A 3,891-nucleotide genomic window follows, 5' to 3' on the forward strand; every position below is an offset into this window, starting at 1 on the left:
GGCACTGTTAATTGAAAACCAGCAGCAGCTGCCGCCAGCTCCACCCCAACACCACCAGCTAACACAATTAGGTCTGCTAGCGATAGCAAACCGCCACTGCTGCGGTTGGAATTAAAAGCTGATTGGAGCTCAGATAAACGACCCAAAACAGCTTCAAGTTTTTGGGGTTGATTAACAGCCCAATTGCATTGCGGCTCAAGGCGTAGCCGTGCTCCATTTGCGCCTCCGCGTTTATCAGAACCGCGAAAAGTAGAAGCTGATGCCCATGCAGTTTCTACAAGTTCAGATATCGTAAAACCAGAATTGCGTATTAATTGCTTTATTTCATCAATTGCAGCGGAATTAAGTAAAGGCAGATCCGCTGGAGGGATTGGATCCTGCCAAATTAAAATTTCAGCTGGCGCTTCAGGGCCAAGGTAATTAGATCGCGGACCTAAATCTCTGTGGGTGAGCTTGAACCATGCCCGCGCGAATGCGTCAGCAAATGCATCAGGATTTTGGTGATAGTGGCGAGATATTGGCTCATAAAAAGGAGCAAAGCGCAAAGAGAGATCAGCGGTTGTCATTATTGGTGCATGCTTCAATCCAGGTGTATGGGCATCTGGAATTAGATGTTCTTCTTTTACATTTTTTGCTCGCCACTGCCAAGCGTCAGCAGGGCTTTTAACTAGTTCCCATTCATAACCAAACAACATATCGAAATAACCCATATCCCAGCGGGTGGGATTCGGTTTCCAGGCACCTTCAATACCACTTGTATTTGTATCTGCCCCTTTGCCACTGCCTAACTGGTTTTTCCATCCCAACCCCATTTCCTCAAGGGGCGCGCCTTCTGGAGCTGGTCCGATTAATTCCTTACTGCCAGCACCATGACATTTGCCAAAAGTGTGGCCGCCTGCAACTAGTGCAACGGTTTCAGCATCATCCATAGCCATGCGGGCAAAGGTTTCGCGCACATCGATACCAGATGCCCCAGGGTTGGGATTACCGTTTGGACCCTCAGGGTTTACATAAATAAGCCCCATTTGCACTGCTGCAAGGGGAGCATCCAATTCTCGATTACCGCTGTAGCGCTCATCACCAAGCCAAACAGTTTCATTACCCCAATTGATATCTAATTCCGGTTCCCAGATATCAACACGACCTCCAGCAAAGCCGAAAGTTTTGAAACCCATGGATTCAAGTGCAACATTACCGGTAAGGATGATTAAATCTGCCCAAGAAATTTTATTGCCATATTTTTGCTTTATTGGCCAAAGCAAACGGCGAGCTTTATCAAGGTTGTCGTTATCTGGCCAACTATTTAAGGGAGAAAAACGCTGATTACCAGTGCTTGCACCACCGCGACCGTCACCAATTCGATAGGTGCCAGCGCTGTGCCAAGCCATACGAATAAATAAACCGCCGTAATGACCCCAATCAGCTGGCCACCAATCCTGCGAATCAGTCATTAAGGCAGCGAGATCGGCCTTAAGCGCTTGGTAGTTGAGTTGGGCAAATGATTCTGCATAGCTAAACCCTTCGGATAAAGGGTTTGCTTTCGGGTTGTTTTGATGAAGAATATTTAGATTTACAAGTTCCGGCCACCAATCTGAACTGGAAGTGCCCGCACCAGCTGTTGCAGCTAAACTCGAAGGACTAAAAGGGCATTTACCAGAACTTGTCACTGCTGTGCTTAAAAAAATGGGATAAAACTAAATTAACTCAATACAAAAAAAATGAAGAGAATTTTTACATTCCCTTCATTTTTAAAAATACGTGAGTGTTTATACTAGTTATTATCTACTTTCACCATAACGGGCTCAAGTGCTAGCTGTTCAGAATCATCAGCCGTTGGCAAAGGAGTACTGATATTTCTTACCACTAAAGCATCAATTGAAAACAAACCAGGGCCTGTTAATAGAAGTGAAATACTTCCACCTAAATAAAGAGCTACTAGTTCCAAAACGTAAATATTGAAACCGCCAGTTAAAATGTGCTGATAGGCAGCAACCGCCATTGTGCCAGTGATCGCAAGAGCTCCTAGTGGTGCGAAAACACCAAAAATAAGGAGCCAACTACCAATCAATTCAGAAATGCCAGCTGCGTAAGCAAAAAAGAGTGGGAAAGGCAGGTGAAGTGATGCAACATAAGTATTCGCAAATTGCTGGGGATCAGCAAGTTTTTCTTGTCCGTGATGGATCATCATCACGCCAATTGCTAGCCTCAATAGCAATAAACCTGCAGAGGCAAAAAGATTCTGTTTTAAGAAATAAGCTTTAATACGAGGAAGTAACCAACCTATCAAAGCTACAAAATTTAAACTTAGAGAATTTTTCGAGGCAAGAAAATAAAGTGCAGTGCAAGAGGCTAAAAAACCACCTGCTGATTCAAGTAAAAGAGGGGAAGTCATGGAAGAGGATAAATGTGAGGATAAAAAATTTGAGAAATGAATGAATAAATGAAATTTAATCGCTAGGCATATCGGGCTGAGCAAGTGCACTCACGATCCAGGCTCCTATTAAAAGCACTGCTAGAGCGGCTGTTGGTGAAAAGTCCATCGGTCTACAAACTTTTGTTTCGCCAACTGTAACGGAATGTAACGGTGCTTGTGGGCCTTATCCAGATTGGATAAGTTGAAAAGATGAAGGCTCCAAAAGCGCTACTCGATCGCCTAGAAAAAATTGCACTTGAGCTGCCTTCAATCGGCGTTAGCAAGCTAAAGCTGGTTGTATTGCTTTCCCAGTTGGGGGATTTCGACAGTATTGAATACGCGCAGGCGCTAGTTGTAGAGCTGCCGAAACTGCAAAAATCAAATATTGAGCTAATTGCCATTGGGATCGGCTCTAAAGAAAGCGCAGACCGTTTTTGTAGCTACACAGGATTTCCAAAGCAATACCTATTTGCAGATTCAGAACCGATAATCCATCAAGAGCTGGGGTTGTATCCAGGTTTGAAAATTGCCGGTGGGCCTTGGCTTGGTCTTTTATTGATGTGCGCAGGGATCGGATCACCCGGCACTCTTAAAGAGGTTTTAAGGGGATACAGCGGCGATCGATCAGCGCCACAAAGACTAGATTCAAAAATGTTTGAATTAGCCGGTGGCAATGGATTTCAAAGGCCATTTGAGCTTGCAACTGTTCGATTGAGAAATATGGTTGAAGTATTGGGTGCATGGTCTAGATATGTGAAAACAGATAAGTACCTAACTCAAAGAGGAGGAACTTATCTGTTAAATCAAAACAATGAACTGATTTATGAGTTTAAAGACAAGGGAATATTGGGATTTTCAGAAACAATGGCCACTCCGCTCAAATTCCTAGAAAACTACTTAGTTAATTAGGTAAATCGGCGACAACCCAAGTTAATTGACCCGGAATCAAGCATTCGCCCAAGTTTTAATGCTGTTGCCTCTTCTGCCCTGCTGAACCTGTATTGCTGCGAAGCAACCCAGCTTATTTCACTCTCTGTGATCACCCCTGTGCTGAGTGATTCCAAGAAAACCTCTCCAAGAGTCATTTGAATTTGTAACGAACTATTACATTTTGCCGCTTAAACGGCTTCACCGTGGGTTGGCGGGAAAACTGGTAGGCCGCGAAAACCAAGAGCAATTCGCCGGGCCAGCAACAAAATGGGATAAAAACGCCTAGCTCTAGCTGGTTCCATAAACACAGCTTTAAGCAAAAACAGCAAAGGGTCGCTTGGTTTCATAAGTTTAGAAATCTCAGCAACAGCATCGGATCCATGCCATATCTTTTCTGGAGTTATGAGTGCAGCCCCGCGACCAAAATCAAAACCTTGAGCTAGAAGCTGAGCCCGAAGCTTGTGATCAGCCCTGCCATCGCAGATAGTTAAAGAAGGAATCCCGCCCACAAGTTCAGCGCGAGCAGCAAAGGCTTGGCAAAATGGACA

Annotated in this window: 4 protein-coding genes; 1 reads left to right on the forward strand and 3 read right to left on the reverse strand. The window is 44.4% G+C overall.

The genetic code is table 11. The features are described from left to right. Together katG and KB557_RS09465 are read right to left on the reverse strand one after the other, a co-directional pair. Positions 1 to 1,667, reverse strand: a 1,667-nt coding sequence (gene katG / locus KB557_RS09460; protein WP_255133593.1) for a catalase/peroxidase HPI, incomplete at its 3' end; no start/stop codon positions are given. Positions 1,668 to 1,771: 104 nt separating this feature from the next. Then, entirely contained in the window at positions 1,772 to 2,392 is a 621-nt protein-coding gene (locus KB557_RS09465) for a DoxX family protein (RefSeq protein ID WP_255133595.1), read from the reverse strand. Positions 2,393 to 2,623: 231 nt separating this feature from the next. On the opposite strand from KB557_RS09465, the gene KB557_RS09470 reads away from it, so the two are divergent. Then, positions 2,624 to 3,322 (forward strand): peroxiredoxin-like family protein, encoded by a 699-nt coding sequence (locus KB557_RS09470; RefSeq protein WP_255133598.1) that lies wholly within the window; start codon positions 2,624 to 2,626, stop codon positions 3,320 to 3,322. Between the two features lie 209 nt (positions 3,323 to 3,531). Here the strand turns inward: KB557_RS09470 and KB557_RS09475 are convergent. Continuing rightward, on the reverse strand, positions 3,532 to 3,891 hold a 360-nt coding region (locus KB557_RS09475; RefSeq protein WP_255133600.1), incomplete at its 5' end, for a hypothetical protein.

The organism is Synechococcus sp. Cruz CV12-2-Slac-r (assembly GCF_024346075.1).
Classification (GTDB): Bacteria; Cyanobacteriota; Cyanobacteriia; order PCC-6307; family Cyanobiaceae; genus Synechococcus_D.